Raw genomic sequence first — 17,304 nt, 5'->3', positions numbered from 1 at the left:
ATCTGCTCAAAAGCTGGAACTTTAGTCTCAGACAATAAATAATCGGCACAGAATAAAAATATGAAGGAACTATGATGCGTTTTCTGATGATTGGCGCAGGTGGCATTGGCGCCTACTACGCAGCACGTTTACTGGAAGCCGGACACGAAGTTGTACTGACAGCACGCGGCCCACACCTGACAGCGTTGCAAAACGATGGCCTGACCGTTGAACATCCGGAGTTCAGCTTTCAGGGCCCCGTAACGGCAATGGATCACGCCACGCTAATCGCTACCACCGAGGCCAGCCAGTTTGACCTGATCGCGATCTCCCTCAAGGCTGGAGCAACCGAATCTGTTTTGAATGAGCTGGAAAGCTGGCTAACCGACCAGAATACTCCAATCCTGTCGTTGCAAAACGGTGTAGACAATGAGCCTGCAATCGCTAATGCCATTGGAAATCAGCGCACGATCGGCGGGCTTGCTGTGCGAATCGGTGGCCATATTATTAAACCGGGCGTGATCGAAGCCAAAGGCCCTGCACAGGTTGTAATGGGCGCCTGGCCCAACGCCAAGCAAACACCGGAGCTACAGCAACAGTTACAACCGCTGGCAGATACGTTAAACGATGCTCATATTCCCACCACATTGACTGACGATATTCAGTACCAGTTGTGGCGTAAACTGATCATCAATAACGGTGTAAATCCCCTCTCCGCACTCACGCTGCTGGACACCCAAAAGCTTACTCACCATCCGGCCTATGGCAAAGCGGTATACCGTATGATGGAGGAGACCGCTAAGGCAGCAAAAGCCGACAACGTGCCGCTGACCAAAGCGGATGTGGATGAGATGTTTGAGTTGATCAGCACCTTTGATGCGATCAAAACCTCCATGCTGGTTGATAGGGAAAAAGGTCGCCCTCTTGAACTGGAGGAGATCTGTGGTGCAGTATTGCGCCGGTGCGCCGCTTTAGGCGAAGACGCACCCACCACCGAACTGGTACAAGCCTTGTTAAAACAGGAACTGCAAAACAATGACTCTGAATGATTTCATCAGCCGTATCGGCAGCGACAGCGAACTGGATTTTGAAGACACCATGCAGGTGATCGCGGATAACTACAGCTACACCGCCACAGGCTTTGACAACGGCGACGTTCGGAATGACGCTGGCCAGAACGAAGGCAGCTGTAAGATTTTTGCCTTTGCTAAGCTGAACCAACTGGACCAGGCAAAAACATTGGCGTGTTTCGGACGATTTTATCAGGACGTACTGAACACACCGGACGGCAATGATCACGGTAATATCCGTTCGTTCATGGTTAACGGCTGGGATGGCATCCGCTTTGATGGCGAAGCCCTGAAGTAAGCACCTTATCCGCTTGCGCTAACCATCACACTTCGCATTTATGCGAGCAATATACGAAAAAGCCCCACTGATAATTTTATCCATGGGGCTTTTTATTTCGTCAAACACCACACTCAAGTACCGCTAGAACGCGGAACAGACCCTCGATCTTCTCCTATATGAATTGAGGAGACAAATACTCAACTTTGTTACTCGATATGCCTTAGAGGATAAAGTCCCACTGCGCAGTTTGCAGATACTGACCAGTCAATTCTGTGGAAGTCACAAATGCCTCTGCCATCTGCTCAATACTGAATCCCGCGTCCGCTTCAGCCACCCAGTACGCTTTACCCTCACTGTCACTGGCTCGCCCCAAGACGGCGGCATACAAGGCTTCAACTTGCTGATCCACGCCCAGGTTATCAAATGCGCTGCCACCGATTTTAGTCTGATATTCATCTGAACGCATAAACGACAGCGCTATATCGCCCACCCCCTGTCCGTTATCAACATCCTTCCCCCACCACTGGAAACCGGTCACGTCTGCCTGACGTCCCAATATCTGTTGGTACAAGGTGGCAATCGCTTCCTGATGCGTATTGGTAGATGGAATAAAGGTCTGGTCGGAAAACCGTAGAGTTTCGATATTGATCAGCACATCGCTATCACTGCTATCATCCTTGCGGGTGACGGTTATCACTCCATTCACCTGAACGACTTCATAATCGATCAAGTTGCCTTCATAAGTAGCGACATCAACTCCGACACCACCATGTAATGTGTCCTGACCGGAACCACCAAACAGAGTATCGCTGCCGTTTCCACCAAAGATTAGATTATCGCCACCCTTGGAGCCAACGGTGTCGTCACCGCTCCCACCGTGCAATTCATCATCACCATCACCCAGAACCAGGGTCTGGCTACCCTCACAGGTATACACCACATTTTGCCCATCGCCACCCGCTAACGTGACTGGACCTAAAACAACAGCAAAGCTGATATCGTTTAGCTCTAAAACGGTACCCGGTGGCAATGCATTGGCATCCACCACTAGTGCTATCTGCTGGGCATCCCCCGGCGTGACTGTATTGCTTCCTGTCGCTTGTCCGCTGATCTGTATCGGGGAATTTGGTATACCCTCACGGCCACTCGCGACACTGAGCGTTAACTTATTTACCCATAAGCTCGCGTCCGCCAACTCTGCCAAAAAATTAATTCCGCCTTCACGCATTACCACCCGATCTTCAATTTGAACAGGAACCGTATCTTCGATTAAAGCGATCAGATCATTCCGTGCGCTAACAGTGGATATTGGCGCACCGGAACCCGTCGCCGCTAAACCAACACCAACGGGCAGCGCTACACTGAGATCGGGCTCCGAACTTTCACCCTGCAGAATAGGAATATCTGCCAACCCTCTATTACCTGTACTTTCATCCTCAGTCCGTGTTGGTGTAACGGGTGCAATAACGATCGTTTGAGTGGTGCTTCCGTCCGCATTCATTTCAGTTGTTGTACTGACATTGACACCATCAACGGTTTCAGTAACGGGGGCAGGTCCGCTTGGGCTTACCGGCGGCGTGTAAATCGATACAACCACAGCGTTACCCACTGTGTCGGCGACATTAACACTGGCGTTGGCCCCTGCTGCCCAGTCCTCCGCAGCCGCCAGGTTGTAAGTGGTGCTATCAGCGGAACTGGTGCCAGCGTTGTTCAACAATGCGTTCACACCGGCTTTATCACTAGAACTTAACGTCACCGCAAATTCAGTGGCCGAGGATATTTCAACATCAGCGCTGTCAGTGAGGTTATACGTCACATTACCCTCACCCAATAGTGAGAGTTTTGAAACATCAATGTCGTTGGTCGTACCGTCAGCCTTCAGGAACCCGGTACCGGTTACCACTAGCGAGCCCTGTGTCGTATAGGTTGCCGAGGTGATGGTCGGTGCGGCGACATTGCTAACGGTGATCCCGTTGCCGGTCGCATCCACCACATTAACACTGGCATCGGCACCGGCCGCCCAGTCCTCGGCAGCGGCCAGATTATAGGTGGTGCCGGAGGTGGAGCTGGTGCCGTCTTTGTTAATGATCTGGTTGAGCGCGGCCTGGTCGTTAGCGCTCAGGCTAACGCTGAACGCGGTGCCGGAGGTAATCTCGACATCGCTGCTGTCGGTGAGGGTATAAGTTGCACCACCCTCGCCGGTAAAGGTCAGCTTGGAGACATCCACATCGTTACTGCCGCCGCTGAGCTGCAACAGCCCGGTGCCAGTCACCACCAGTGCGCCAGCAGTGGCGTCATAGGTTGCCGAGGTGATGGTCGGGGCTGCCACGTTGCTCACAGTAATGCCATTGCCGGTGGCATCGGCGGTGTCACCCGCAGTGACGCTGGTGTTCCAGTCGTCGGCAGCCGCCAGATTAAAAGTGGTGCCGGAGGTGGAGGTGGTGCCGTCTTTGTTGATGATCTGGTTGAGTGCAGCTTGATCGGTGGCGCTGAGGTTGAGCGTAAACTGCGTGAGCGAGTCCCGCTCCACATCGGCGGTATCGGTCAGGGTGTAGGTAGCGCCACCTTCACCGGTCAGGGTGAACAGTGAGGCATCGATGTCCGCACCGCCGCCGTTGGCCTGGATGTTGGTGCCGGTCACTACCAGAGTGCCAGACGCTGCATCGCAGGTCGCGGAGGTCAGGGTGGGCCCGGCGACATTGCTGACGGTGATGCCATTGCCGGTCGCATCGACGATATTGCTGGTCGCGGCCGCGCCTGCCATCCAGTTATCGGCTGCCGCCAGATTGTAGGTGGTGGTGTCATTCGAACTGGTGCCGTTGTTGTTCAGCAGGCCGTCCACGTTGGTCTTGTCCGCCCCGCTCAAGGTGACGGTAAAGCTGGTTGCGGAGGTGATCTCAACATCGGAGGCACTGGTCAGGGTATAGCTGCCGCTGCCCTCACCGGTGAAGGTCAGCAACGAGATGTCCACATCGTTGCTGGCACCGAAGTGATTAACAAAGTTGGTACCGGTCACCACCAACACACCGGTGGCGGCATTGTAGGTGGATGAGGTGATAGTCGGCGCGGTCACGTTGCTGACGGTGATGCCGTTACCGGTTGCATCCACCACGTTGACGCTGGCATCAGCCCCGGCCGACCAGTCCTCTGCGGCGGCCAAGTTGTAAGTGGTGCCGCCATCGGAACTGGTGCCGTCGGTGTTCAGCAAGCCGTCCACGCTGAGCTTGTCCGCCCCGCTCAGGGTGACGGTAAAGCTGGTCCCGGAGGTGATCTCGACATCCGAGGCGCTGGTCAGGGTATAGCTGTTGTTGCCCTCGCCGGTAAAACTCAGTTTGGAGATATCGATGTCATTGCTGGCACCGTTGAACTGCAGCAGCCCGGTGCCTGTCACCACCAGGGCTCCACTGCTCACATCGTAGGTGGCGGAGGTGATGGTCGGTGCGGCGACATTGCTAACGGTGATACCGTTGCCGGTCGCATCCACCACATTATCACTGGCATCGGCACCGGCCGCCCAGTCCTCGGCAGCGGCCAGATTATAGGTGGTGCCGGAGGTGGAGCTGGTGCCGTCTTTGTTAATGATCTGGTTGAGCGCGGCCTGGTCGTTAGCGCTCAGGCTAACGCTAAATCCGGTGCCGGAGGTAATCTCAACATCACTGCTGTCGGTGAGGGTATAAGTTGCACCACCCTCGCCGGTAAAGGTCAGCTTGGAGACATCCACATCGTTACTGCCGCCGCTGAGCTTCAACAGCCCGGTGCCAGTCACCACCAGTGCGCCAGCAGTGGCGTCATAGGTTGCCGAGGTGATGGTCGGGGCTGCCACGTTGCTCACAGTAATGCCATTGCCGGTGGCATCGGCGGTGTCACCCGCAGTGACGCTGGTGTTCCAGTCGTCGGCAGCCGCCAGATTAAAAGTGGTGCCGGAGGTGGAAGTGGTGCCGTCTTTGTTGGTGATCTGATTGAGTGCAGCTTGATCGGTGGCGCTGAGGTTGAACGTAAACTGCGTGAGCGAGTCCCGTTCCACATCGGCGGTATCGGTCAGGGTGTAAGTAGCGCCGCCTTCGCCGGTCAGGGTGAACAGTGAGGCATCGATGTCCGCACCGCCGCCGCTGGCCTGGATGTTGGTGCCGGTCACGACCAGAGTGCCAGCCGCAGCATCGTAGGTCGCAGAGGTGATCTTCGGATCTATCATCGAGACGGTAATTGCGTTGCTGGTCAGGTCTGCAATATCGGGGGTTGCCGCAGCGCCAGTAAGCCAGTTATCGGCCGTCGCAAGATTATAGGTGCTGCCACCCGAGGAACTGGTGCCGATCTGGTCCAGCAAGCCATCCACATTGGTTTTATCTGCACCGCTCAGCGTCACGCTGAAAGATGTGGCGGAGGTAATCTCTACGTCAGTACTGCTGGTCAGTGTATAAGTCGCGTCGCCAACCCCACCCGTAAAGGTGAGTGTTGAAATATCAATATCGTTCGACGAACCGTCCTCTTTGAACAGGTTGGTACCGGTAACGATTAATAAGCCGCTGTCCGCATTATAGGTCGCGCTGGTGACAGTGGGGGTAGCCACGTTACTGACGGTGATCCCGTTGCCGGTCGCATCCACCACATTATTCGTCGCCGGTGCGCCGGTCATCCAATCTTCAGCGGCCGCGAGGTTATAGGTGGTGCCGCTATCAGCGGTGGTTCCATCCTTATTCAGTAGTCCGTGCGCATTTAACTGATCTGTACTGGACAGGATGATCGTAGCCGATGTGGCCGAGCTGATCTCCACATCCGAGGAATCTGTCAAAGTGTAAGATGCGCCATTATCACCGGTAATAGTGAATAACGAGACATCTACATCGTTGGTTGCACCCGATTGGTTAACAAAGTCGGTACCTGTCAGAACCAGTTGTCCGGTACTGACATCGTAAGTGGCCGAGCTGATCGTCGGCACAGCATAATTACTCACCGTCACACTGTTGGTCGCGTCTGAAGTGTCTCCGCTGGTATAAGCAGTGATGAAATCATCAGCGGCGGCCAGATTGTAGGTGGTGCTGTCATCTGCGCTGAGACCATCCTTATTGAATAGCGCTTCAACCTTATATAGATCCAGGCCAGTGAGCGTGACAGTGAATTGGGTCGCTGAGTCGATTTCAACATCACTGCTACTAGACAGCGTATAGTTGGTACCGCCCTCACCGGTTAGCGTCAGCAGGGATACATCTACATCGGAGCCACCGCCGTTAGCGATGAAGCTTGTCCCGGTCACCACCAGCTGATTGCTGCTGTAATCATAAGTGGAGGAGCTAACCCCTGGTGCCACCTGCATTGTCACTGTTGATTGGATACTGAGGGTACTGTTGGTGTCGTCCCCCCCGTTCGCCGTACCACCACTGTCCTTCAAACTGGTCAGGGTAACAACTCGATCACTGGCTGATGGAGATGAACTGTCATTGCTGTACGACAGGTCATCAATCAGTGTTTGCACTGCCGCGGTTGTCATACCGGCTTTGGTCAGTGTGACGGTTACGGTTCCCCCACTAAGTACGACTGAGTATGCGATACTGCTGTTGGTGGTCGTGCCACTGTTGGTGTTCAGGGAAACGCTTTCACCGTCAATCGATAAAAACTCGTTCGCTCCGCCACCATCAGCTACATTGGTGACCGTGATCTTCAGCTCTTCTAACGTCTGACCACCTTCAACGGTGTCGGCAGTAACGCCACTGAACAGATCAGCCGCAGGCCCACTAAATGTCGGGTCGCTGCCTGTCGCTGTCAGCGTGGGTTCATCATTCACAGCTGTGATATCAAACGTCAGCGTTTCATCGTCAGCACCACCATTGACGTCCGTGGTCTGGATCTGGATCTTACCAGCGCCGGTGCCACTCAGTTCTGGTGTTGGGGTAAACGTCAGCGAGTCCAGTGCAGTGTTCACATTATCGCGCGCACCACTGAACGTAATGGATGCCGAACCGTTGCCAGTTAACCCGTTTAAGTCCGTCGTTGTGGTAAGAGTCGCTGTACCTCCGGTGATTGTTAAGGTAACGCTTTGGTAATCACCATCGGTGTCGCTGATTTCGATATTATCGGCGATCGCAACATTGGTATCGTCTTCATTTACAGTCGGTGCCGTGGGCAGGGTAATGGTTGGTGCGGCGTTGGTGATATTGACTGTCCAGTCACTGGTCAGCGCTCCCTGCGCCATATCATAGACCGTAGAATTGTCGCCTAACCAATTGCTGTCACTGGTGTGAATACGGGTCAACCAACTGGCTTTATCCGTTGCCCCGGTAGGTCCATCGTATCGGTAGTTATCCAGCTCGGTTATTGCAACAGTCAACATACCGTTGGCATTGGCGGTGCTTGAATTTCCGGTGCCATCCGATGTTGTCAGTACCGTCGTGTCGTCGGGGGCATCGGACTTGTTGGTACCTGGTGCTCCGGGTCCATCGTGCCAACCGTTGGTAGGAGAGTTGGATAAATTGGCATTAAAGCCATATATCATACCGGCTTCGATACCACCGTTGCCGTCCAATCGTTCGATGGTGCCATCGTCAGCATCGGTATCAGTCTGGTAGATAAAGAGCTGGTCACCCTGTGCTGACAGATCCAGATGCCCAGTAATTGAACCATGCGCAGTGTCAACCAACGTAGCAGTCATGCCGGCATTAGCAAAACGAATGATGGTACCCGCGCTCAAACCACCTGCCGCGACAGTCCAGGTGGAAGTACCTTCGTTCAAGTCAAAACCGGTACCAGCTTTATAGCCGTCATCGGTGATATGAATCACCGATGAACCGGGGATGTTCGCCAGCGCAATCAGTGCGAAGGTGTCGTCACCGTCGGAGTTATAGGAAACCACCGCCAGATCAGCAGCATTCAGTGTCGCCCCTAAACGATGGTGCCAGGAGTTCTGTGCCGCTATGGAAGTAAACACTGGGGTGGTTACTTCGCCCACCTGCTCTGATAGCTGCCACCGAGCACCCAACGAATGATGCCCCACCGGTACAGGCGAAGCGGCTACATTACACCCGCTAGCGCAAGCCAACGCTTCAATCAGTTGCCGACCAGGCTGCCCTTTACCACTTTCACAGCCGTACAGCAGTATGTCAGCATCGGGTGCCATAGCACCGGACCAACTCGTAATATGATCCCAATAGTGATTGATTGTCTGACCGGAAAGTACCGTGTTGCAGAATTGCAATTGGCCGGACACACCGTGAGTCACGATGTGTAGTGCAGAAAGCCCTTGATGGTGACGCAAGTGTGCAGTTATCTGCTCAATAGCGTCCATGCCAGAATGAAGAGAAATTGCCTTTATCGTGCCAGGCAGGTGCTGCAATAATTGCTTTATGTCGCCAAGTGCAGGGTCAAAAAACACAATTTGCGAACAAATTGCTTTCATGAGGCACCCCCTCAGACCGGACCTTACTGAAGAGGCCCACGCCTGATCCTTTTTGTTCTCGTGCGTAGTTCAAATTGTTGTGGCTGCTGAGAACAGCAAAGCAAGTACCAAACCGACAGCACTTGCCATCATCAACAGTCTCCCTGTTTCCTATCTACAAAGACCGATGAAGCCTTAAAATTAAGTGGCTAGTAAGTGGATTCAATCACCGCAATAACCACCCATGAACTGTTCCGCGAGATACATCAAGGGGCTTAGGCTTCTACCTCCTAACCTCCCCATCACGGGTTTAATGCCGCGATCAACTGAGTGACGATCCCGGCATAAACATTAATTCACGCCATTTATACAAAAATGTCCCTTTAAACTGTTTTTCGCACTTTCCCTCAGTGATGCTGGGACTTTCGGCAATCTATTTAATAATCACATCCTCTGACCTAAAGCGGCCACTGACGTAGCCACAAGCTGTACAACTGAGAATACGCGACATATCAGTCAAAAACGTGTTTAACATTTACTCTTGCCGTTCAAATCACCACTAGACCTACCATATATTTCTGCGGTCCCGCTCCGCTGGAAACAAGGCTCTGAAAGGGCCCCAAAAACTCTACTTTAACCCGTCTGCCTTCTCACCGGAGATTCTCGGTAGCACTAGAGCCAAGTCCTGTTTGAATAGTTTCTGACCAAGAATTACTTCATTGTAGACCAAGATAAAATCACCAGATCAACAAAAACTACAATTAAATGCAGATTTCAAGCCATCATACCCGCCAGATTTGATCAAAAAAGCAACTAAAATCATTGTTTTTATAGAAAAAATATGGATTCCGATTTTTTTCACATAGATGTATTAAAAGACATGAAAACTTGAGATATGGATCTCTAGAAAGAAAAGAATGAGGGGAAACATACGCGGAATGCTGATGGGGCTATCGAATAATTCTGTTTTAAAACAGTAAAATCCTACCTAAACGTATAGACATACATGCAGGGAAACATGCGAATAAGTTCAGAGGCATAAGGTCATTGTTAACGTCGTTTCGATCAGGGCTTTTATATGAATCATCAACTTACTTTTCCGAAAAAGATACGTCAGCAATCTAAGCCATCAAGCCCGTAAAAAGAACTTTTGGTCTCATGGGGCGCCTGATCTCTTCGCACCGACTTCGACACTGGTTTTAACAACGGTAATGTGCGTAATAATAAGCAACTGAATGATGGTAACTACGAGATTTTTCCCGCAGCTAAGTGGAACCTACTGGATCAAGTATAATCACTCACGTTCTTTGCCCCTTTTATCAGAATGTCCTCAAGACACCTGAAAACACCTATTTCCGCAATATCTCTTCTTCATGACATACAGCCGTGTACGGTATCAGTGTTGCTGGTGACACACTGAAATAGAACGTTGTCCACTCTCGCAAGTGATTACACTGAATATTCATGCGAAATGGATACAAAAAGCCCCCCTGATGATCCTATCAGAGAGGCTTTTTATATCACTAAGATGACACGACAAAAGTGAAGCCGACCGAAAAACCACTCTCTCCGTTACAGAATAAAGTCCCACTGTGTGGATTGCAGATACTGGCCTGTCAGTTCTGTCGAGGTCACAAAAGCCTCTGCCATCTGATCAATACTGAATCCGGCATCGGCTTCAGCCACCCAGTACGCCTTCCCTTCGCTGTCACTCGCGCGCCCCAGAACGGCGGTATACAGAGCTTCAACTTGTTGATCCACGCTCAGGTTATCAAATGCGGCTCCTCCCGCTTTTGTCTGATATTCGCTTGAGCGCATAAATGCCAGCGCCACATCACCTAACCCGTAACCATTATCAATGTCCTTCGCCCACCACTGGAACCCGGTCACATCCGCCTGACGACCCAACACTTTCTGATACAAGGTGGCAATCGCTTCCTGCTGTGTGCTGGTCGCCGGGTTGAAACTCTGGTCAGAGAACTGCAGGGTTTCCACATTGATCACGGTATCGCTGTCGCTGGTGTCAGACTTAAGAGTCACAGTGACCACACCATTCATCTGAGTAATTTCATAGTCAGCCAGATTGCCGTTGTAAGTAGCAATATCGCTATCAGCACCTCCATGCAACGTATCCTGACCCGCGCCTCCAAACAGAGTGTCGTTGCCGTTATCACCAAACAATAGGTCATTACCGCCTTTGGATCCTACGGTATCGTCACCATCACCGCCATGCAGCTCATCATCGTCGGCACCAAGAATGATGGTCTGACTGCCTTCACCGGCGTACAAGATATTAGGACCATTACCCCCTGTGACTATGGCAGGGCCCACGATCACAGCAAACTCAACATCTTTTAAATCGATCACCGTACCGGGAGGCAGCTTCGAGGCATCAATGACTAACGCTTCCCGCCCTTTACCACTCGCATCGCCCTGAATGCTAACCGGAGCATCGGGTGGGGTGTCACTATCTGAGGTCAGAGTAATCTCATTGGCCCAAAGGTCTGTACTGTCTGAGCCTAATAGCGCCAGAAAGTTTTTGCCACCCGACGACATATCATTGACTTCGCGAACCGTACTTACCTCCTGAATCATTCGAATCAGATCGCTCAGACCATTATTTTCTCTAGCTGTGTCATTGTCATACGATGAAAAACCCACACCTACAGGTAAGCTCACCGTGGTTACAATATCACCATCCCTATCAACGTGAATGGGGATATCTGCCTGGTCGCTCGTATCATCCGAATCGTTCCGGGCGTTACTAACCGGATCAACAGTCACCTTAGTTACTTGCCCACCCCTTCCGTCGGATACAGTGTTTTCTTTTACCTCCACACCATCGACTAGATTATCGGCTGGAGTGGTTGGTGCTGGTGTGCCACCGCCGCCGGAACTTGGCGGGGAGGATACGTTGATCGTCAAGGTATTGGGTGTGCTATCCGTAGCATTCGTACTGTCATCTTCTACCGTAAAGGTAAACGAATCGGCACCTGCGGCACTGGGGGTATAAACCAGATTGCCAATATCCGCCTGATTAATCCACTCGCTATCGCTGACGGCAACGTTATTCAGTTTCAACGCACCGTTATCAATATCCTGAACATTGACTTGCACACGATTTAGGGCATCACCTGTATCCGGGTCGGTAAAGCCAAAATCACTGGCACTGAAGGTATGGGTGGCACTGGTGGTGATAGAAATGGATTTGTCGGTCCCTTCAGGGTTATCCGATGTATTGGTGATATCGAGCGTATAGGTCGCCGTGGACGAGGTATGTCCACCCGCATCCGTGACTGTCCAGTCGAAGCTGGCGGCTCCGGTACCGGCCAGATCAGCCGTTGGGGTGAAATCCAGTTTGCCAATATCTGCGATATTGATATTCACCGTACCCGTTAAATTACCCGCCATTACATCGTAGGCGACGGCACCCACCGAGGAGGTGCCTGCTGTGCCGGCAGAATCCAGCGATAAAACCCCGCCCGTCACAGTGGTGGTGTCGATGGTGATATATTCAATCGCATCGACAGGGCCAACATCTTGTCCGGTAGGCAATTCCGTGGCCGACAGATTGACCGTAGTATCCTCATTAACACTGTCGGTATAGCTGGTCGCCGTCGGTTTGGTGCCATCCACCACGGTAACCGTTGAGCTAATCCCCGCTGTGGACCAGGTGTCGTCACCGCTGTTTGCGATACCACCATCATCTTTTACTTCAGTGATCGTAATAACCCGATCACCTTCAGAGAAAGTGCCGGAGGTGTTTTCATAGGTCATGGCATTAAGCACAGTTTCAACCGTGGCTTCAGCAATGCCTGCGTGGGTTAACACTACGGTGGCTGTTGTACCTGCAACCGAAACCGTATAACCAAGGCTGTTACCACCGGTTGTAGTGCCCGTTGTGGCATCGATTAGCACGACTGCAGAGCCATCAATATTGATCTTTTCATCTGCACCGTTTTGCAGACCACTGACCGTAAAGGTGACGCTTGTAACCAGATCGCCTGTATCTGGCACTGCAACATTAATTGCTGTGCTGTTGAACAGATCGGTGGCAGCGCCATTGATGGAGTTACCCCCCGTGCCCGTTGCGCTGACCGTAGGTTCATCGTTGACTGCAGTGAAGTTTACGGTAATGGTTTCTGCTGTAGCTGTACCGCCCTCTCCATCATTAACCGAGATCGCAACGCTGTCAGAGAATACGTTGTTTGCGGAGCCCGTATAGGTAACGTTCGTCGGTGTACCTAAGAAGGTATTAATCTCAGAGGCCGTACCGGTGAGGGTGATCGCATTGGTGCCGCTATTACCGACAACCACACCGCCAGCATCTGCAGACGTTAGAACAGAGGCACCATCCGCCGCCGTCAGCGTTGCCACCACATCTGCCGTAGTATCCACATCGGCAAATACCGGAGTGCCTGTGATCAGATTGGTGGCCGTATCTTCAAGCGCGGTAATGGTTGTTGTTACACCCGTCAGGGTTGGGGCATCTTCAACAGCCGCCACATTGATGGTCAGGGTGGCGGGTGCCGATGCATCACCGCCTGCATCGGTCACCGTATACAGTACAGAACCGGACGTAGTGCTGTTAGCGGTCGGGGTAAACTGGATATTGGCAATATTATCGATATGGACATGCTGCCCCGTGGTGAGCGCGGCTGCCGCATCTACCAGGGTCACCGCGCCAGATCCACCACTTGATGTGGTACCGGCGGTGGTTGCTACACCGGTAAAGGCAAGCGTACCGCCGGTAATCGTACCAAGGGTGATAAATTCCAACGCATCGGTTGTATTGGCTTCCTGAGCCAAAACAATCTCTGACGTGATCATGCTGAAAGGCGTGTCTTCGGTGGCGGCCTTGGTGGCATCGGTAGCCGTTGGCGTATCGCCGTTGACGACATTGATGGTTGAGGCAATCGAAGCCGCAAACGTATCATCCCCACCATTTAACGTACCGCCAACATCCTTAACCTCAGTTAGGGTAAACACACGGTCGCCAGTGGTGACTGCACCCAGTGTATTTTCATAGGTCATGCCATCCAGTGCGGTCTGGAATACGGTATTGGCTGCGGCGGCTTGTGACGGCCCCTTAAACGTCACTGTCGCGGTTGAGCCGCTCACGGCAACAGCATAAGAGATCAACCCTGATGTTGTTGTATCCGCATAGACCCCTGCTGTATCCGTCAGCAAATCAATTACGGTGCCATCGTAATTCAGTTTTTCATTCCCTGAATCTACAAGCCCGCTGACGGTAAAGGTCACGCTTGCAATATTCTCACCGACATCGACCGCGCTGATGGCCGTGCTGGAGAACACAGACACGGCTGAACCTGCGCCCGCCGCTGTGCTGTCATCACCGGTCGCAGTGGCCGTAGGCTCATCGTTGATGCCGGTTATATTGACCGTGATGGTCGCAGCGCTTGCATCAATGCCTGTTTCACCGTCATTGGTGCCAATGGTTAACGTGTCGGCGGAGGTATTATTACTGCTGGTCTGATAGGTAATATTGCTGGTTGTATCTAGATAGGTTGTGATATTGGCCGCGGTGCCAGCCAGAGTCACGACATTATTACCGGTCGCCGTTGCTGTCACCGTTGTGTAAGTGCCGTCGGCTGCCGTCAGAACCGCACTGGCATCTGTCGCTGTAATCGTTACGGTGATGCTAGCGGTGGTATCCACATCCGCGATCACCGCTGCACTTAAATCAATATCTGTTGCAATATCTTCGCTCACGGTGACTGACGCGGGAGCACTGGCAACCGTTGGCGCGTCTTCAACCGCTGAGACAACCAGGCTGCCTGAGGCCGTACCCGTTGAGTAAACCGTCGCATCTCCCCCCGTAGACGCATCGGCTACTTGAGCCGAACCATTGGTAGAGGCGGTGCCTGAGGTTTGGTCCCAGGCAATAAAGGTCAGGGTTGCGGTTTCACCCTCCACGCCATCAGGGATGTAACGTACATAGGTACTGTCATCTAAATGCAGGGCATTGTTGGCCGCGAGTGAACCGGCAAAATCCGTCCAGTTACTGTCATCGGTGGAAAACTGCCAGGTACCGTTACCTGTGGTGGCGGATACCGCCATGCCCAGGGTGTCACTGTCCGCATCGGCATTGGTCGTGCCGTCTAAAATCGTTGCAACGGTAACACCCGTTGTGGTGGTGTCTTCATTAACACCCGTAAAGTTGTAAGGACCCGCTGAGAGGGTTGGCGCGTCGTTTACTGCGGTAATATCAAGATTAAACGTGCCTAAAGCCACATCGCCGCTACCGTCCCCATCATTGATTTTGACGGCCACCGTTTGTGCATCTGCGCCACTATCATTTAATGCACTGGTATATTTTATAAACGTCGAGGTGTTTAAATAGGTATCAATTTCACTGACGGTGCCCGTCAGGGTGAGTGTACCCGTGCCTGTGCCACCAATCACTACACCGCCATTATCACTGGCGGCCATGGTGCCGCCTGTCGCGGTTAGGGTAAGTGTCATATCACCCGATGAATCGATATCTGCCAGGGCGAGACCGGAAAGGTCAAGATCACTGGCCGTGTCTTCTATAACAGTGATATCGGTTGGGAAGGTGCCCGTTTCGGTTGGATCGTCGTTAACGGCGGTAATATCAAGATTAAACGTACCTAAAGAAACATCACCGCTACCGTCCCCATCATTGATTTTGACGGCCACCGTTTGTGCATCTGAACCGTTCTCATTTAATGCACTGGTATATTTAATAAAGGTCGAGGTATTTAAATAGGTATCAATTTCACTGACGGTGCCCGTCAGGGTCAGGGTACTCGTGCCTGTGCCACCAATTACCACGCCGCCATTATCACTGGCGGCTATAGTGCCACCTGTTGCGGTGAGGGTAAGTGTCATATCACCTGATGAATCAACATCGGCCAGGGTTAGACCGGAAAGGTCAAGATCACTGGCCGTGTCTTCTATCACGGTAATATCGGTTGGGAAGGTGCCCGTTTCGGTTGGGTCATCATTAACCGCAGTAATCGCAACCGTACGAGTATCACTGTTCGCCCCTGCATTGGTATCAGTCGCTGTAACCGTAATGGTTCTGTTGCTGGTACCGGGGTCATCTGAGGTCGAGCTATAACGCAATGACTGCAACACTTCCTGCACATTGGCATTAGTGGCATCGGCATCAAATGTGATAGTCAGGGCAGTACCATTGGTCACCGTGCTGCCACTGGTAGAAAGGTCCCCAATATCGGTGCCGTTTGACAGAATATTGGTACCGCTGACGGTGATTGCAGTACCATCGCCATCGGTATCGGAGATACTAATCTGATCTCCGGCTTCGGCGTTCCCAGTCACCTGCGCGACTAACGTGCCGCCGTTCCAGTCGGCGTCCCCATCAGCATCACTCACTGTGGCGGCAGAATCGATCTGCGTGGAGCTGGCGTTTTCGGTATAGCTTAGATCGCTATTATCAATCGATATTGCGGGTGCAGCATTAGCAATTACCTCGGCCGCAACTGTCAAATTATCCATGAAGATGAAGTTTGTGTTGGCAGTAACCTTTACTTCATCAACAGAGTCCCAGTTCAGCGTCCAAGTTCCTCTTGTCGTGTCCGCAGCGTTAAAGCTTTGCGACTCAACTTGTGCCCCATTCCTGAATCCATAAAACGTGATAGAGGCGGTAGCAGGTGAGCCAAAAGTATCAATGTGGTAATCGATGCTTTCAAATTTGAAATTCGAGCTGTCACTGGTATACCACCGGACACCGGTAGTCCCAACATCGGCTGTTAAGTCAGATGTATTAGAGTAAACCCCTGATTCACCAATAAACCCATTGAATCTAAATCCGTCATAGCTTAAGTCCTGAATCACTGTACCATCAGGAATTACAGCTGTATCAGTGTAACCCAAGCCAGTATAATTTGTCGTTTGAGAGGATGAAATCGGTAGCGCAAGTACATGTTCATAGGCCTCGCTCTGAAGCCATGTTGTTGAAGCGCTTATCTCTCCATAGCTTTGTTCTAAGACCCAATCTCCACCTAAATTAGCTGCCCCTGTTTTATCATCAGATGCAGCAACATCTGCTCCTGTCACAGCAGCCAAATCGGAAATGAACTCCATTCCCTCATCGCCCTCCGCAACAGAACAACCATAAAGTAGGATATCGGCATCATTAGCTAAGCCAGCTTTAATGCTTAACCATTCCGCCTGATACTGATCTAAGTTACTAGCATTCAGGATTGTATTTCCGAGATGTAAAGCACCATCAGAACCATGCGAAACAATATGTACGGAATCAATTGGACCGCGCGATGAAATAGCAGCGGCAATCTGCGCGACACCATCTTGATCTACATCAAGAACCACCACTGTGACTGCAGAAGTATCGACCAAGCGCTGCCAGCCAACTACCGAACTATCAACAATGACAAGTGTATTTCCATCATTTTCCATTTCATCAACTCCAGTAATTCTTCAAAACCAGCTACTTGTAAGACGTGGTCCTACCCACAATAAGTAGACAACTCGATTTCAAACACTTATAGCATCAACCCACTGCATACAGGTGTTTTAAAAAACCGTATAAATTCAATTAGCAAGCTTTAAAATCACATAATTTATAGGAATTTCACTATAAA

Annotated in this window: 4 protein-coding genes; 2 read left to right on the top strand and 2 right to left on the bottom strand. The window is 51.7% G+C overall.

The features are described 5' to 3' along the window. The first annotated feature begins 71 nt into the window (after positions 1-71). Positions 72-1,028: a ketopantoate reductase family protein gene (locus IOQ59_RS15240; protein ID WP_228050933.1), complete on the top strand. Its 957-nt coding sequence runs from the start codon at positions 72-74 to the stop codon at positions 1,026-1,028. Then, the gene (locus IOQ59_RS15235; RefSeq protein ID WP_193954258.1) at positions 1,015-1,347 is read left to right on the top strand and encodes a HopJ type III effector protein; all 333 of its coding nucleotides are present in this window, start codon (positions 1,015-1,017) and stop codon (positions 1,345-1,347) included. Before IOQ59_RS15240 ends, IOQ59_RS15235 begins: the two co-directional genes overlap by 14 nt. A gap of 202 nt (positions 1,348-1,549) precedes the next feature. On the opposite strand, the gene IOQ59_RS15230 is transcribed toward IOQ59_RS15235, so the two are convergent. Further along, complete coding sequence (locus IOQ59_RS15230) at positions 1,550-8,716, bottom strand: DUF4347 domain-containing protein (RefSeq protein WP_193954257.1); 7,167 nt, start codon at positions 8,714-8,716, stop codon at positions 1,550-1,552. 1,551 nt (positions 8,717-10,267) lie between these two features. After that, positions 10,268-17,119: a DUF4347 domain-containing protein gene (locus tag IOQ59_RS15225; RefSeq protein ID WP_193954255.1), complete on the bottom strand. Its 6,852-nt coding sequence runs from the start codon at positions 17,117-17,119 to the stop codon at positions 10,268-10,270. Between the last annotated feature and the right edge of the window lie 185 nt (positions 17,120-17,304).

The sequence above is a fragment of the Pontibacterium sinense genome (assembly GCF_015209595.1).
In the GTDB taxonomy this organism is placed as follows: Bacteria; Pseudomonadota; Gammaproteobacteria; order Pseudomonadales; family Balneatricaceae; genus Pontibacterium; species Pontibacterium sinense.
The sequence above is the reverse complement of the archived record's forward strand: the minus strand, read 5'-3'. Positions and strand labels throughout refer to the sequence as shown.